The sequence below is a fragment of the Dysgonomonas sp. Marseille-Q5470 genome (assembly GCF_951230145.1).
Classification (GTDB): domain Bacteria; phylum Bacteroidota; class Bacteroidia; order Bacteroidales; family Dysgonomonadaceae; genus Dysgonomonas.
Map to the genome: position 1 here is coordinate 56,968 of NZ_CATNVE010000002.1, position 15,075 is coordinate 72,042.

At 36.4% G+C, this 15,075-nt stretch carries 11 protein-coding genes, 1 tRNA gene and 1 pseudogene; 5 read left to right on the plus strand and 8 right to left on the minus strand.

Annotated elements, in window-relative coordinates:
* Positions 1 to 275: 275 nt before the first annotated feature.
* Both QOX35_RS03490 and QOX35_RS03495 read left to right on the plus strand, forming a co-directional pair.
* Positions 276 to 943 (plus strand): annotated as a pseudogene (locus QOX35_RS03490) (transposase).
* Positions 936 to 2,108, plus strand: a complete 1,173-nt coding sequence (locus QOX35_RS03495; RefSeq protein ID WP_283685808.1) for a virulence RhuM family protein — start codon at positions 936 to 938, stop codon at positions 2,106 to 2,108. The pseudogene QOX35_RS03490 and the gene QOX35_RS03495 overlap by 8 nt, the downstream one beginning before the upstream one ends.
* A 189-nt stretch (positions 2,109 to 2,297) precedes the next feature.
* Here QOX35_RS03495 and QOX35_RS03500 read toward each other — a convergent pair whose 3' ends face one another.
* From QOX35_RS03500 to QOX35_RS03515, 4 genes are all read right to left on the minus strand, one after another.
* Positions 2,298 to 4,079 carry a TonB-dependent receptor gene (locus QOX35_RS03500; RefSeq protein ID WP_283685809.1) on the minus strand — a complete coding sequence of 594 codons (1,782 nt, stop codon included), beginning with the start codon at positions 4,077 to 4,079 and terminating at the stop codon, positions 2,298 to 2,300.
* A 27-nt stretch (positions 4,080 to 4,106) separates the two neighbouring features.
* Entirely contained in the window at positions 4,107 to 7,103 is a 2,997-nt protein-coding gene (locus QOX35_RS03505; protein ID WP_283685810.1) for a tetratricopeptide repeat protein, read from the minus strand.
* Positions 7,100 to 7,621, minus strand: a complete 522-nt coding sequence (locus QOX35_RS03510; protein ID WP_283685811.1) for an NUDIX domain-containing protein — start codon at positions 7,619 to 7,621, stop codon at positions 7,100 to 7,102. Before QOX35_RS03510 ends, QOX35_RS03505 begins: the two co-directional genes overlap by 4 nt.
* 68 nt (positions 7,622 to 7,689) lie before the next feature.
* Positions 7,690 to 8,277 carry a DUF3109 family protein gene (locus QOX35_RS03515; protein WP_283685812.1) on the minus strand — a complete coding sequence of 196 codons (588 nt, stop codon included), beginning with the start codon at positions 8,275 to 8,277 and terminating at the stop codon, positions 7,690 to 7,692.
* 205 nt (positions 8,278 to 8,482) lie between these two features.
* Between QOX35_RS03515 and QOX35_RS03520 the strand changes: the two genes are divergently transcribed.
* Positions 8,483 to 8,554, plus strand: a tRNA-Arg gene (locus QOX35_RS03520).
* 394 nt (positions 8,555 to 8,948) lie between these two features.
* Here QOX35_RS03520 and QOX35_RS03525 read toward each other — a convergent pair.
* The 4 genes from QOX35_RS03525 to QOX35_RS03540 form a co-directional block, all read right to left on the minus strand.
* Positions 8,949 to 10,451 carry a phage tail-like protein gene (locus tag QOX35_RS03525; protein WP_283685813.1) on the minus strand — a complete coding sequence of 501 codons (1,503 nt, stop codon included), beginning with the start codon at positions 10,449 to 10,451 and terminating at the stop codon, positions 8,949 to 8,951.
* 619 nt (positions 10,452 to 11,070) lie between these two features.
* A complete protein-coding gene (locus tag QOX35_RS03530) occupies positions 11,071 to 11,595 on the minus strand; it encodes a hypothetical protein (protein WP_283685814.1) in 525 nt (174 codons plus the stop codon).
* A gap of 1,039 nt (positions 11,596 to 12,634) precedes the next feature.
* Positions 12,635 to 13,132, minus strand: a complete 498-nt coding sequence (locus QOX35_RS03535) for a DUF2628 domain-containing protein (RefSeq protein ID WP_283685815.1) — start codon at positions 13,130 to 13,132, stop codon at positions 12,635 to 12,637.
* 78 nt (positions 13,133 to 13,210) lie between these two features.
* Positions 13,211 to 13,378 carry a hypothetical protein gene (locus QOX35_RS03540; protein WP_167755438.1) on the minus strand — a complete coding sequence of 56 codons (168 nt, stop codon included), beginning with the start codon at positions 13,376 to 13,378 and terminating at the stop codon, positions 13,211 to 13,213.
* 383 nt (positions 13,379 to 13,761) lie between these two features.
* On the opposite strand from QOX35_RS03540, the gene QOX35_RS03545 reads away from it, so the two are divergent.
* Both QOX35_RS03545 and QOX35_RS03550 read left to right on the plus strand, forming a co-directional pair.
* Positions 13,762 to 13,944 (plus strand): hypothetical protein, encoded by a 183-nt coding sequence (locus QOX35_RS03545; RefSeq protein ID WP_283685816.1) that lies wholly within the window; start codon positions 13,762 to 13,764, stop codon positions 13,942 to 13,944.
* 211 nt (positions 13,945 to 14,155) lie between these two features.
* A complete protein-coding gene (locus QOX35_RS03550; protein ID WP_283685817.1) occupies positions 14,156 to 15,019 on the plus strand; it encodes a hypothetical protein in 864 nt (287 codons plus the stop codon).
* The last annotated feature ends 56 nt before the right edge of the window (positions 15,020 to 15,075 follow it).

Sequence of the window (15,075 nt, forward strand, 5' to 3'; positions counted from 1 at the left end):
ATAAGTTGATTACATACCCTTCTGTATGCGATGTTTAGTATGGCTTTAGATCAACTTTTAGTTATAAACTACACAGTATAACCGTTGTTATAAACTATCTTTCGGGGAAATATCGTAAGAACTCCTCATGTTTATAACGCTATTCGAACCGGCATATTGTTTATTTGTAGTTAAAGAAAGGGTTAAAATGTAGATGGTTATATATAAGTTTACATTAAGTGGTTTTTTTGTGTGTAATAAACTACTTATTTTTGTGGCGTAATAATTATATAACAATGACAAATAAAGATTTCAATTCAATCATAGATTTACTAAATGCTTTTCCAAATGAGCAGATTTGTATAGATCATTTAGAGCAATTGCGTTGGAATGGCAATGTAGTAAGTCCTTTTGATTCTACTTCTAAAGTTTACAAGTGTAGAGATAATAAATATCGCTGCAAAAACACAGGTAAATACTTCAATGTTAAGACTAATACTCTATTTGATAATACTAAAATAGAACTTCGCAAATGGTTTTTAGCAATCTACATTGTAACTTCTCATAAAAAAGGTATTTCGTCAATGCAATTGGCAAAGGATATTGATGTAACACAGAAAACAGCTTGGTGTATGTTGCAACGTATTCGCTATTGCTTTGGTATTTCTGATAATGATCAATAAGATAATGAATTAGGATTTGACGAAACTTTTGTAAAACATAACGACTGCGAATATGTGAGTGGTATAGTTTATACAAATACTAGTGAGGGCTTTTGGCCTTTACTTAAACGTGGTATAATTGGCATCTATCATTTTACAACTCGTAAACTCTTACAAAAAAGTATATGGATGAATTTATTTTTAGATATAATACTCGTGATAATTTTACAAGAAATAGATTTAATTCTTTTCTTTGTAATATGGAAAATAGATTAACTTACAGTGAATTAATATATGGATGATATCATAGATAAATATTCCCAATTTATATTCTATCAAGGAGAAGATGGGAATGTAAAAATACAGGTTGTTCTTGGAGATGAAACAATATGGGCTACGCAAAATTCAATAGCTGAGATATTTGAAACAACCAAACAAAATGTGAGCTATCACTTATCTAATATATATAGTGAGGGCGAATTAGTAAAAGGAGCAACTGTCAAAGAAATTTTGACAGTTCAAAGAGAAGGTAATAGAAACGTTTCGCGTAATATTGAATTTTACAATTTAGATGTCATAATATCAGTTGGGTATCGCATTAGTTCCCCAAAAGCAACAACATTTAGAATTTGGGCAACTAGTGTATTAAAAGAATACATGATAAAAGGTTTTGCTTTAGATGATGAAAGATTGAAACAAGGTAAGCAAGCTTTTGGTAAAGACTATTTTGATGAATTGCTTGAACGTATTAGAGAGATACGAGCAAGTGAAAGAAGATTTTATCTCAAAATAACAGATATATATGCAACTGCGATAGATTACGATAAAAATGCACCAATAACACAGCTTTTTTTCAAAACAGTTCAAAATAAGTTAGAATATGCTATAACAAAACACACAGCTTCAGAAATAATAAGATCAAGAGCTGATTCAAATAAACCAAATATGGGGCTAACAACATGGAAGAATATTAAAAAAGGTGGTAAAATCCAGAAAAGCGATGTTGGTGTTGCTAAAAACTATCTTACAGAAGATGAGATTTCTGAATTAAATATTCTTGTAAATATGTATTTAGATTATGCAGAACTTCAAGCAAAAAGGAATAGGACTATGACAATGAAAGATTGGGTTGAGAAACTTGATACATTCTTGCAATTCAACGAATATGATTTGCTAAAAGACTCTGGGCGAATGAGGGCAGATGTAGCAAAAAATTTTGCAGAAAAAGAATACGACAAATTTAGGGTTATACAGGATAGTGAATATAAGTCCGATTATGAGCGATTTGACGAAGCCGTAGACGAAATAAAATCAACAGGAAAATTACCGTCTAAAAAAATATCAGATTTGGGTATAAGCATAAGAGATATACAAAAACAGCAAAACCTTTCTGAGTTTAATTCAAATCTTGATAAAGCATTGAAGTTTCATCCAAATGAAGAAAAGAAAAAGAGAGGTAGAAAGTAAAAAATATAAAGACAGTAATAATTCAGAAAAACTTGTATGTAGTTACCTAAATGTATTCTTGTCTTCTCTCATACTCCATAACTTCTGCATAACAAAAAATACAGTAACCCTACAAAGAAAACGGAGTGAAACGATCCGTTGCACGAACGGGGTCTCACTCCATTTATGAAGATTAATGTATTTTCTTTTTTAGAACTTGAGGCTTACACCCGCCATGAAGTTAAAGCCTTGTAGCGGATATCCGTATTGTAACTCATACTTCTGGAAAAGCACGTTGTTTAATCGTCCGTTTACGGCTATATAGTCATTTATCTTATATTCGGCTCTGAAGTTCAGTTCGTTTATATCCTTCATATTTGCAATCGTCCATGCGGTGGTACTTGCGTTTGAGGCAAGAGCCTTGCGTCCGCCTGCATATAGATAATTCACCGATAGGGTAAGATTGTTGATTGGATTAACGTCAGCGTTAAACTCGGCAGTGAATGTAGGACGTCCCCACGGTTTGGTATCAGGCAACGTCTCAGCATCTATTACTTGCACATACGGTTCATGATATTTTACATTGTAGAAATAAGCAGTCATACGAGCTGAAAGGTCGGTGTATGGGATCAGATTGGTTTTCAGTAACCCGCCGATGTGTCCTGTAGATATATTGGCATATACAGGGCTTCCAACATTTCCCCATCCTTCTTCTTTATAATAGTTGTATACATAGAGATGGTCTCTTCTTACGTGCTTGTATCCGGCAAAGAGGTCAAACTCTAAACCACTGACTACACCCGAACGGAATCCGATCTTGGCATCGTAATATGTTTTTGAATATTCGATGCGGGTACTAGGGTCTGCATAACGGTTTTCTTGCAAAATATCGAGGAATGTATTGTTGTTCACTCCTCCGCCTACTTCGGCATAGAGTGTGTTTACTTCGTAGAAGCTCACGCTAGCTTTTACATTTGGTGAAATAGCAAAAGCCGTTTTCACATCAAACAATGCACTCAGGTTTGCTCCTAAATCGGCATTCCAGTTTGCTCCCTGAAACTTGATATATGGCGTACCTGTAATGTTTGTATATCCGTGATGCGCATTGGGTAGGTAATCGGTTTTGTTGCTGAACGATTGGTTCAATATCATTCCCTTTATCCCTACTTGCTGATCGGCTCCAAATTCTGTATACAGGTTTAGGTCGGCATTGATAATGCCCCCTTTTACTCCGTCGTCTGTTTTTTGGCGACCATACTTATTTGTGAAATAATTGTAGCTCACATTTCCGTCATACTTGATCGGGCCTTCGTTCTCTTCTCTCGATTTCAGTCCTGCTCCGATCTTAAACACATTTACGCCTTGCTTGCTGTCTACATCGAACGGATATACGGCAGACGATGTGATCGGAATAAAGCTGTTTCCATAATAATTGTAAGACGTATTGTAGAACGATGCTCCTACCGATAAGACAGAAGGGTCGAACGTGTGTTGATATTTCAGGTTGCCTCCTGCATGCATATACTTGGCTTTTACATCTTTGCGGGCATAGTCGCTACCGTTGATATAGTCTACTGTAGAGCCTGTTGCGCTATATGTACCAAAAAAGTCGAGGCGGTCGTTGTCTCCGTTTACAAGTCTGTACCCGAGAGCTCCATCTATATTTCCACCTGTGCCTAAGCCCAATACCGCATATCCACGTTTTTTGTCGAAGGCTACATCGGTTTTGATGTCGCCCGATGCCGAAGCTCCCAGTTTGTTGTTGTCCAACCTGATCTGAGGGGTATTGCTCTCAAACTTGATTTCTTTTGGTTTGATAGTAGGGGCGTAGATATCGGGTTGTGTATTTACTTTCGATGCTTCTTGCATTGTAGGTACATAATCTCTTTCGAGCATCACCTGACGAGTGATGGTAGAGTCTTTTTGTGCCGAAACTGTCAGGCTTATTATTCCCAGTCCTATGACCAATAATGATTTATATGTTGTTTTCATACGTTTTAATTCTGATTTGTTCATAAGTTATTTTAAAGCTGACAAGCGTTCGTCTATCATTGTTTTTATATCGGCTTCACCTCCTTTATAATTTGCCTGAAGGCTTTCGAGGTACTGACGTGCCGAGAATTTATCACCTTTGGCAACATAAGCATCCGACAATACCACCACCGCACGTGCCATCCAATATTGGTATGGTGTACCTTCTTTCATAAAGGCAAGCACTTGTTTTTCGGCTTTGTCGTACGATTTCCACTTGTAATACATATCTGCCAGTAAGAACTGAGCTTCGGCTCCGAATGCACTGCGAGTATCTTTGGCTACTGCCTGCAAGTCTGTGGCTGCTTCGTCGTTCTTTTTTAGGTTGATATACGATTTTCCTCTGTAGAATCTGGCTTCGTTGGCTACGGCAGGAGCTGCTTTTGCTCCTTGCAATATTTTGCTTGCGGCAGCTACTACCTCGTTATCTTTTTTCAGAAGATAAGCACAACGCAACATACCCAGTTGGGCAATGTCTTTGTTTTCGGTATTGGATGCCACCATATTCAGGTGCTCGTAAGCGGCATAGGCAGCTTCATAGTTTTTGCGGTCGAACTCTATTCCTGATGCAAACACCAAGGCATTGGCAATGTATTTCGGGTTGTTTGAGTTTATAACTTCATTGAAGTGGGTGAGTGCTTTGTCGAAATCTTTGGCTTCGAATGCCATATCGCCCAGATAGAAGTGTGTATCGCTGGCAAATACCCCGTTAGGATATGCTTGCAGGTATTTGTTGAATGCTGTTTTCGACTCATCTTTGCGACCTTTCATATATATGTTTTCGGCAGCCAGATAAGTGAGTGAGTCCTGACGGTTGGACGAAAGGATTGTGCCTTTACCCAACGAGTTGACGTATGAAGCATACGAGCTGATGTCGTTCATATCCTTATAAACGGCCTCAAGGCTTTCTATGGCAGTACGTGCTTCTTCCGAATTCGGATAGTTGGCAATTACCTGCTTGTAGGCTTCTGCCGACTTGCGAGGGTTGTTGGTGTTGAAATATAATTGTCCGAGTTGTACTCCGGCTTTTTGTGCCAGATTGGATTTTGGATGGTCTTTCAGCATTTTTTCAAGAACCGATATTGCTTCCTGTTCTTTGTTTTGCATAACCAATGCACGGCTCTTTTCGTACAGTGCATCGTCTATGTATTGCGAGTTCGGATATTTTGCCATCATACTGTTCAGTGCCGTTACTTTTCCCGAGTAGTTGCGTTGTAATCCCAATACAAATGCTTTTTGGAATTCAGAATAATCGGCATTCTCAGGGTTTGAAGATACGGCTTGCGCATAGTATCTTTCTGCCTCTGAGAAGTTTCTGTTGTAGAGGTTTATATCCCCGATGCGGTTGAGGGCATCGGAATAGTTTGGCGATTGCTTGCTTCTTTCTGCCGAAATATATTTCTTGAAGTTGTTTAGAGCAGAAGAATAAACTTTATCCTGAAACTGTGCGTAAGCCAAGTTATATAGAGCAAGCGGATAATTGTTTTGCGAAGGCGATGCCTGACCGATGTAAGCCGTATAATCTCTGGCTGCTGTGCCATAGTCGGCACTGCGATAGGCTATGTCTCCCCTCCAGAAGTATGCTTCGTTGCGCACGTCGGCATTGTAGCTACCCATATTGATAGTTGCATTGAAATCGTTGGCGGCAAGGTCGTAACGCTTGTCGATGAAGTTTTGCACACCCGACTGGAATAATATAATTTGCTTAGCTTCCAGTATCTGACGATCGGGCGACTTGATGCTGTTGATGGCAGCAAGGGCAGTGCTATAGTTTTTGGACGAAAGCAATGTGGAAGCCAGAGCTCCGCTTACTGCGCTCGTATATTTCGAATTTGGATACTGAGCAAGGAAACGTTGCGATGCTGTAATAGCTTCGCCAAAAGCACCTCCTCCGTCTCTGTTGCGTATCATTACGTTGTTGTATAATGCACCTTCGCTGATAGAAGGGTCGAACTCGGAGCGTGCGGCAGCTTCGAAAGCCATAACGGCATTCTGCGTGTCGTTTAGTTTCAGATAAGACTGTCCCAGAAGCATCTGTCCTGCCTGTCCCAGTTTGTCGGTTGTAGAAGCTACATCTTTCAGCGCTTCTACGGCATTGCCATACGCACCTGTTTGGTAGTAGGCTTCTGCCAATTGGTACATATCTTCACGGAAAGGTGTAGATGTAGTGGCACGATATTGCTCATAGTTACGGATGGCATTTTGTATGTTGCCAAGGCGATAATAGCTGCTGCCTAGCAGGCGATATACTTCTCCTATGTTTTTACTGCCCGGATACGACGAGATAAAGTCTTGTCCTTCGCTTATCGTTCCGTTCATATTGCCTTGCAGAAACTCGCTTTGTATGAGGAAGAATGTTGCATTTTCCTTGTATTCGGGTTTGCTTTTCAGTCTGCGGAATGTAGCGATAGCCTGATCGTATTCTCCTTCCTGAAAATTGGCATAAGCCAGATAGTAGGATGCCGGCTCTGCATATTTTTTACTATTGCGAGACAATAGTCCGAATAGGTTTTTAGCTTCTTTTCTGTCTCCCTTTTGAAGGCTGGCATACGCCATGCGGTAGCTGTAGTCTTCTTGCTCGCTTACCGATAGGTAATCGATATCCACTTGTGAGAACCAATGAAGGGCTTTGTTCCAATCTTTTTGTTGAAAATGAATTGATCCTGTAAAGAAACTGATCTGGTTGCGGTGATAAGATTCAGGATAATCATCAAGAAAATCTTTCAAAATTGTTCCGTCACCGGCTTTGCCCTGATAAAATAAGGAGCTGACAATCATATAGTCTGCTTCTTCCATCAGTTTTATATCTTTCGACTGGTTCTTAAATTCCTGTAGTGTATTGATACATCCTACATAGTTATTGTTTAAGAACATTTCTTTGCCTTGCGAAAATAGCCTTCCGGGCAATTCTGTGTACACTGACTTCTGAGCGTGAGCCAAATGTAAGCCCGATGCAAGGGTGATAACTAATAGCAGTTTTCTCATATTTTCATTATTTTGATTTCCTGTATTACTTCTTTTACCGAACGTAGCCCAAACAGGTCGGGGTTAAGCTCGGATATTTTTATAAATTGAAGGCTGGCGACATCGTCCTCAGCTTTTATGTTCTGCATATCGTCTACTTTGCACAGGTAAACCAGATCGAGGGTATGCACCTCAAACCCTGAATATATATATGTATTGGGTATAGAGAACATATATTTTGCTTGCGAAACATGGAGCCCTGTTTCTTCTTTTACCTCTCGTATAACAGCTTCCTCTCCTGTTTCGTTCATGTCTACAAATCCGCCGGGCAGGTCGAATGTTCCCTTTGCAGGGTCGTGAGCCCGTGTTGCAACCAGCAGTTCATCATTACTGTTGATAATAATGGCTATTGTGGAAGAACTGGGGTTGAAGTAATAAACGAAGCCACAAGTCTCACATCTTTTCGATTTGAAATTATTCTCCACAAAATGGCTTGAACCACATTTTGGGCAAAATTTGAATTGATGTAGTGGATGCATGTTTTGAGTTTAAAGTTATGAGTTTAAGTTATATTGTAAACCGATACAAACCATAAGCTCTTTACAGATTATTGCCATTTGTATCCTGCTTTTTTGTATTCTTCTGCTACCAGAACAAGTTCGTTATACCAATCTTCTCCGAAACGACGGATAAGGGGCTCTTTCAGGAATTCGTAAACTTTCAATCCTTCCTTCTTGCCGAGTAATACTGCCGCTTTGCAGATCGACCACCGATGATAGTTAACGGCGGTGAAGTCTTTATATTTTTGCAAACGGATAGGGTACAGATGGCAGGAGATGGGTTTGTAAAAGTTGGTACGCCCTTCCCGGTATGCTTTTTCGATGGTGCATTTACAGATGCCTTTTTCGTCGTAATAGGTAAACACACAGTCTTTTCCGTTTACGATAGAGGTTACCATGTCTCCATCGTGGTCGCGATAGGCTACTCCATGCTCTTTAATTACTGCTTGGGCAGCGGGCGACAGGTCGTCCCAGACCTCAGATAAGAGGTCTTCTATTATCTTTACTTCGTCTTCTTCGAGAGGTGCACCGGCATCGCCTTCTACGCAGCATTCGCCCATACAGGCTGAGAGGTCGCATAGAAAATTTTCTTCGATTATATCTGATGCGACTATTGCATCGCCAATTTGAAACATTTATTTATTGTTATGTTTTTAAAAAATATTTAGCAAATATAGATGTTTTTATAGCAGCACACAATTGGCTAAAGTCCTATTTCCTGAAAAAACAGGGTTTCTTTAACACTATTTGATTAAATCGCAGAATGTATTTGCCTAATGTCGGAAATTCTCTTATTTTTGCAGTGATTTTATCGGAAACAATAGTGACGGTAGGATGTATGGCGCAGTAGTTCAATGGATAGAATAGAAGTTTCCTAAACTTTAGATTCGGGTTCGATTCCCGGCTGTGCTACACGGAAAGTCGCTGGTGAAGCGGCTTTTGTTGTTAGAAAGCCTTTCTACATTAATCTTCGGATTGCAAATCCGAAGAGACGAGGCTGTATTTTTATCACAACTTTGCAATATTGTAAGAATGCACATATTCCTGTACACGAAAGTAATAAATTGATGCTTAAATATGCATAATAAATAAGTTCTGGATTCTACGTAGCGGAAAACGCTAAGCTTTATTCCCCTTTTATGATGTATTTACCTCTATCTATTTTTACAATAGATTGGTAAAGTTTAATCTAGAGAATCAATAAGTACTGAGTTTTCGTTAAAATATAAGTTTCAGCCTAAGAGTAGTAGGTTTTGAAACCAAAACTGCTCTTAGGCTAAAAACCTTTTATTAAAAATACTTCTTTTTAGTATAAGCGTTGTATAGAGAGATATAATCTTCTAACATCGTCGCTAGTTGATGAAGTGTCTTTGTTATCTACGTTGATGAAATAATAAACACGATACCATTTATCATCCAAATTGATATCCATAGTTAAAACTTCCTGATTATCGGAGGTTATTCCTGTTTGACTAGTACGACCACTACCTGTAATATAATCGTTGTACCCAAGATTGGAGTATATACCGTTGTCCAAGTTTACAAATCCATTTGGAGCCAATACGATGTTTGCTCCATTGGCACGATCTACATTTGTTAGCGCAGCAAACCAGAACTTAACATTAGAAGATGATATATTTACTAGTCTTGGGTTAAAGCTTACCGTTCCTGCTCCTGCTGAAGCTGGTGCAGTGAAATATCCGTCCAATCTTAATTTCCCTCCTATCACGGGTAGATTAGTAGCATAATAGCTTAACCAATAATTAGCTGTTGTAGCACTAGCTCCGCCGCCTCCAATGTTGGCCGGAATATCATCAGCTTTGTAATACACCAAATCGCCGGGAGCAATACCATCTCCGGCACCTATTGTTGCATTACATGTTTGTCCTCCAATATTTATAGGAAAAACCGTAACATTAGGAGTTGTAACTGTTGGGGTACCTGTGATCGTATAGCTCAAAATACCGGCACCATTACTGAAATTACCAGCAGAAAGTTTAGCTGTAAGACCATTTATGGGGCCTATTGTTTGAGCTTCGTATATACCTCCGTTTCCATTTGTATAAGGAACATTCATTATGCCTTCAAAATAGGTTCCCGAAGTATATATACTTGGCGTTAAAACTACGCTGTTGCACGTAATACTGCCTATCGTACCTGTTTCTAAAGATGTGCCGCTTAATGTTCTCCACGAGCTTCCATCCCAAAATACATAGCCGTTATATTTTAAAGTTCCTGCTCCGGTATTATATACCAATAATCCAGTGGCCGGATTAGTAATAGTGGTAACATCTGTAGTAGATATTAGTGCCACTTTGGGGCCGAGTATACCTTTGTTAGTTACCCCCGAGATATCTAATATAGCAGAAGCATCAGGGCTTATGGTGCCAATTCCTACTTTTCCAAAACGATATATAGGAGATATTTTGTCTCCCAAGGCATCTGTCGTTCCGCCAGCAGCATACCAATCATTTACACCCGATCCCATAGGAATCCATTTGTTGCCATCGCTATAATAGCATCCTGGAGTTACATTGTTTGGTGAAGTACCATCTGTAGCTGTATTATAAACTACCATTCCATTGGCGAAGGCTGCCATTGGCGAAGGCGAAGTAGTACTTGTCAGAGCAACTCTTGGTAATATAATCCCTTTGGAAGATGTTCCTGTGATGTTCTCTTTTAGATCTAATAAGGCATTCGAATCTGGCGGTATATCTGAACCTATTGTTACTTGTGCCTGTGCGGAAAATGTTATAGCAAATATTCCCCATAATAATAGAAAAATACTTTTTACTGGATATAACCTCATTTGTTTGTAAGTTTTATAAAAGTTATTTAAAATATTAACACAACAAAAAATACTTGAGAACGTAAGTTGTTTGTATTAAATGTACTATGCTGAAATCTGAGAATTTGTTCTGTCTTAATATGTGGTAATGTGCAAATTTACAATTATTTTTCTTATTGGGAAGAAATATCTTATATAGTTTATTTTTTTTATTAAAATATAATTATTAAGTGTATGTCGCTAAATATAAAGGGGGTAAAATTGTTTCCTATTTATAATAATTTCGTATGTATCTTTAATATTGTGACTGCATCTTTTATATGATTGATCTGCAGTGTTTTTGGAAATAGATTGAAAAAGTATTAAACTGAAATAAAAAAGCCCCTTAACCAAAGGAGCTTTATAAATAATAGTGGAGTCTTATTTTACCCGCACCTACCCTCTATCATTAGAGTTTTCATCCGGATTAATTCTGTTGATTTATAGACTTTACCCAGATCGAAGAAATCTCATATCAATGAAAAAGATTAATGGTATAATACAAAAAGATGCTTTATCATAAATGTATAGTGAGAATAAATAAAAAAGCAGTTGAAATGTCAACTGCTCTGTATAAATATGCGTATTTTTATATGACTTATCAGTAGCAAACTTCAGCATCCATTGCCACTGGTTTGGGACGTTTAGGTCTAGATGTATTAGTCGCTGGATCATAAACATACTCTAGATCAAGATAAGTGATATTTCCCGAAGAACAAGAATAGCTCCCACTAAAAGACACTGTAATTTGATTGCTATTCGCAACAGGCTTTTGGCTCCAATGTGATTGATTCCAAGATAAAATCTGATGATAGTAATTCGATGCTAATGTTGCATTTATGTTTAGTGTAGTCTCTAAATTTATTATTTTATTGTTATACGGATCAAACATCATATAGGATCCAACCTTATATTGGATTTTTGTTGACGGAAACATTGCGTTGCCTCCTCCTCCTTCTAAATAATAAAAAAGATCGCAAGACATTTCTAACGGTTTATCTTTAGCTGACTTTATAACAGTGCTGTCGCGTGTTATTATATTATTATCAACAATCAAAGGATCTTCCTCTGAGTTACATGCCGTTAAAAATAGGACACTAAAAAGGAAATAAATAATACTTTTCATAATCTGGATTTTAGTTTGACAATTAATTTTATTTTTATTTATAAAATTAACAATTATGAACTTTGTATTCTTAATGTTTTTATAAGGTATGACTATTTATAAAGGAGCCAAAAGTTATTAGGTTGAATAATAATGATATAAATAAATGAGGATATGACTTATTTATCTAATGTCTTTTCATAAAAAGGAACTTAAAATATATCTTAAGGCAAAAGGAAAAAGCATAGTGGCAGGCATTATCAAAAAAATAATCCACATTTTTAATTTTCCGTTTAATCTGGATTTAGAGTACTTAGAAATAATTTCATCTAAACTTTTTCTGTATTTTAAGTAATTACAGCTAAATAATAATGAGGATAATAATACAATTAGAAACTTAGATAAGGTTTCTCCTATTGCTAATATTACTGGAGTCAGGAAGTTGACCGATAAAATAATATTTGTAATGAAACTTATCGACAAGATAATGCTGGATATGATTAATATTTGGATAAAGGAAATGGCAGCAGTAGCAGAGAATGCGGATGTATCTCCTTCTTTCCTTTTGTAAATATCATAAAATCTATAAAAAAGATAATCGAACATATATAGTTGTTTTATTTCTTGTTAAAGGGAATCTTTTAAGATCATTCAATAAGTCTAAAATAGACTATCTAATAAAGGAGATCTTAGGGTTCCTTTAATCAGCCCATATCCAATAATAGAGATAAACAGAATAAATATAGGAAAACTAAACATTATCCAGATTGGTAGCTTATATTTATCTTTTAAATATTTTTTCTCTAATCCTAAATAATAATCTTTTTTTCTCTTGAAATAATCATAAAATCGAAAAAATATATAATCGAGTAAGCTCATACGTAATAATGTTTGTTTTATTAATCAAATAGGTATGCTTTTTAGAGAGTGTTGTATTATATTTTGTTTAACAGAATATTCTCTGTGAAATTAGAAGAAAATTTCATAATATTGATTCTGTATACAATGAATTTTTTCTAAATATTTGATGAGGGGAACAATATTATTTAGTGCAGATTGCTCAAATAGCTTTATGTCCAATAATATAAGCTAGTATTGTAAATGTGAGAAGTGAGATAAGAATAAATAACCCAATAAAAGTGAAAACAATATTATAACTTGTTCCTCCTATTCTTCTCAAATAGTCCATCCGGTCATTTAAATTGTGGTAGTTTACTTGTGCTTTTTGCATTTCTCTAATAGACTTCTTTACATATAAGTAGTTTCCTGTCAATCCAAGAATTAGGGACAATGTAAATGTGCTTAATGATATGCCTATAAATATAGCAAGAGATATTCCAATCAATAAGGAAATAGCAAATTCTAAATACATTTTACGGTAAGCTAGCCACAGTATACTAAAAACGAAAGCATAAAGATTAAATACCAACTTCTTTCCATTCTTTATTTTCTCTAAACAGTTTAGATAATAGAAGGAATTATTTCCATAAAAAATAGAATATAGCACCTCCTCTTCAAATTTCTCACCTGTAATTTGAGTTTGCTTGTCTTTCATCATATTTTTTAAAGCCACAACTTAATATTGTACCTATAAAACAATAGGTACAATATCTTATTACAGTAAGTTTTCAAAAAACTACCCTCTATCATTAGAGTTTTCATCCGGATTAATTCTGTTTGTGGCAGCCTTTACCGATTTTTCGGAGCTAGGTACAGGATTTTTGATGTTTTTTACTTTTCGGGCATGTTCGTATCCCTCAAATTTATGTTCTTTGGATTGTGTCTTTGATATATCTTCTTTCATGGTTCAATAAATTTAAATGTTCGACATACATAGACTAAACAAAACGAATCGGAATAATGTTCTCGGTTCGTTTATTATCTATCTGTATAAAAACAAAAAGGCTGTCATCACGACAACCAATCTTCAATTTTATAACCTAAAGTCTAATACCATGAAAAATACATTACAAAGATAAATCGTCTTCGATATAATAGCAATACCATATTTATGGTAAATTGTTAAGTTATTGATAAGAAGTAATCTGGCTTTTCTGCGATAATTGATCAAAAAAAGCGGCTAAAGGTGTTAAGATTCTTATTTTCATGTACTATCAAGAAACAATTTGATGTTAAGGGCTGTTCTAAGATAATACAGTTTTAATTGCGAATCTAATAAATACTACCATGCTTAACGATGACGATAAATTGAAAAATAGGTCTATGCTCGATAGCAGGCTGGGAGCCCCTATGAAAAAAGTAGAAGGATTGAGTAGTGACATGAAAAAGGCTGAATCGGAACATCTTCATGCGTTCCGCGGAGATATTACCATAAAAGATAGTAAAGAAGACGATCAAAAAAGGAAATAAAAAAGGCTGTCATCTCGACAACCAATCTCAACTTTTTAACCATAAATCTAATACCATGAAAAACACAGTACAAAGATATATTGTGTTTCTGCTCAATACAATACCATATTTATGGTAAATGATAATCAAAAAGGCTTACTTTACTTTATCTGAAAAATAAAAAATGTTAACTTTGAAGATAAAAGTAACAAACGCCTAGATATCATAAATTATGAGAAAAATAGTATTCATTCTGCTTACATTCCTATTCCTTTATTCGTGTTCCGATGGCAATGATCTTGGTAAAGATGATGGTGATGATTCCGGCAATGGGAATAATTCTTCTTCGGTAAAAATCTCTTTAAAGGCAAAGGCACAAGAAGCTAATATCCATACTATGATGGAATTTTACTTAGTGCCCGGTGAAGACTGTACAATGCTCGATATAATGGAGAGCTACGACTCTTTGGTTTGGCGTATAGAGGGAGAAAAGGGACGTCTCAATTTGCTGTCTCATGCCCCTGGATGGATGTCTTTTACTAGTAGATGGGGACACTGTTTTTATGAAGAGAGCCACGGAAATGTTATCCTTGAGGGTTTTAAGGATGGTAAAGTAGTATTATCCGATTCGGTGAAAATTGATGTATACAATAAACGTGATTTTCTTGGATACAATTGGAAAGATATTACTTCTTCAACACCTCGTACAGGAATAGCAAACATATTGAAACCTGAATTGGAAATTTCTTTTATAGAAAGATATATCGATGGATTACCTTCGTTGTATGTCTATTTTGAGCCTGCTTGGGAAGTTGGTAGAGATGAAAAATTATCAAAGATTTTTTATACTCAGAAGCAAGAGACCTTGATACGAAACTACATTTCGAAGCTATACGGCGATCCGAAGTTCAGTTTCGAAAAAGATGCGGATAAACTTGTAGAATCATATCATAAGATATTTAAACAAGAAGAAGATGCTTACATCCCTAGATATGTTTGGGAAACAAAAACAACCAATATTGCCTTAGTTTCAAAATACGTAGACTGGGGAGACTATCAAGCATATTATATTTATGCCGAACCCAGAAGCAATTGAGAGTCGTATAATCATATAATAAAATAAGACCCATCTCATAAAGGTGGGTTTTGTAT